1 protein-coding gene is annotated in these 1,135 nt (G+C 29.1%); it reads right to left on the reverse strand.

Annotated features, from left to right (window positions below; all coding sequences use genetic code 11):
• Positions 1-220 precede the first annotated feature (220 nt).
• Positions 221-817: a class I SAM-dependent methyltransferase gene (locus RB298_RS33345; RefSeq protein WP_486050611.1), complete on the reverse strand. Its 597-nt coding sequence runs from the start codon at positions 815-817 to the stop codon at positions 221-223.
• Positions 818-1,135 lie beyond the last annotated feature (318 nt).

Here is a 1,135-nt window from a genome sequence, read left to right on the forward strand (position 1 = left end):
GATATAAGCTTTTATTTAACATACTGAGTGTTAAATAAAAGTAAAAAAGAACCTTCAGTGGAAGATCCTTTTTAGGGTTTATTGAACTAGTACATACATTAGCTCTAATGGAACTTTTATTATAAACAACGTAATCCTAAAAATGCTTTTATTCTCTAAATTGTTAAGCCTTTCATCCAATCATAAATTCTCTGAAATTATAGACGCCTATATTGAAGAATCATTTTATACTGCTAGACATAAACATAGAGGCATCTTGATTCATAAAAATCTTATGACCATGATGGAAGGTCTTTATTTTTATTGATTTAAACCCAATTTCATCTAATATTTTTGTCAGTTCGTTATGTGCAAAGCCGTTGTGAACTTTCGGATGATTAATACTATGATTTTTATCAAAATCGACAATAATCAGCTTTCCGTTATCCTTCAAAATATTAAATAATTCTTGTAAGATTTTTTTAGTATCTGGGACATGAAGAAGGACTAATGACATTAAAATTATATCTGCCTTAAGTTCAGGAGTTTCTTGAGTGAAATCTGAACAAAGTACTTTAGAACTCGTAAGTCCTTTGTGAGAAATTTTAGCTTTCGCCACCTCCAGCATTTGTTCAGACGAATCAACCAACAAAATAGAGTCAACTACATCCGATAATTCTAAGCTAACTAAGCCAGTACCGCTCCCATAGTCTATTAAAGATTTTGATTCACTTTTAGATAATTCTTTCCTTACTTCCTTCACGATAATTTTAGCCAATTCAATTCGTTCTTCTGAATCGTATCTTTTTGCAATTCTTTTAAAAACACTATTTTCCATGTTCTTCTCACTTTCTTAGTTCTATTTATGAAACGTTAAAGCTATATAAGATTCATTATAGCCCAAAATAAAAAAAGTAAGATACTACTATCTTTTTTGAAAGATTTTTTATGTAAGCTTATTTATGTAAAACATCTTCTTTTGTGATTACTTTTTCATAAATTAATGGTTTAGTTCCTGATTCTGGAAAAAGATAAATGAAGACAGTAAACGTAAGTTGGAGGATTGAAACTACAGCCAAAAATAGAAAAAGAAAAATACTATATAGAGAAGAATAAAAGTTGACGGTACTACTTTAGTAAACGTACTCAATAGAAA

The sequence above is a fragment of the Priestia sp. BR_2 genome, assembly GCF_041954005.1.
Taxonomy (GTDB): domain Bacteria; phylum Bacillota; class Bacilli; order Paenibacillales; family Paenibacillaceae; genus Paenibacillus_AQ; species Paenibacillus_AQ lautus_A.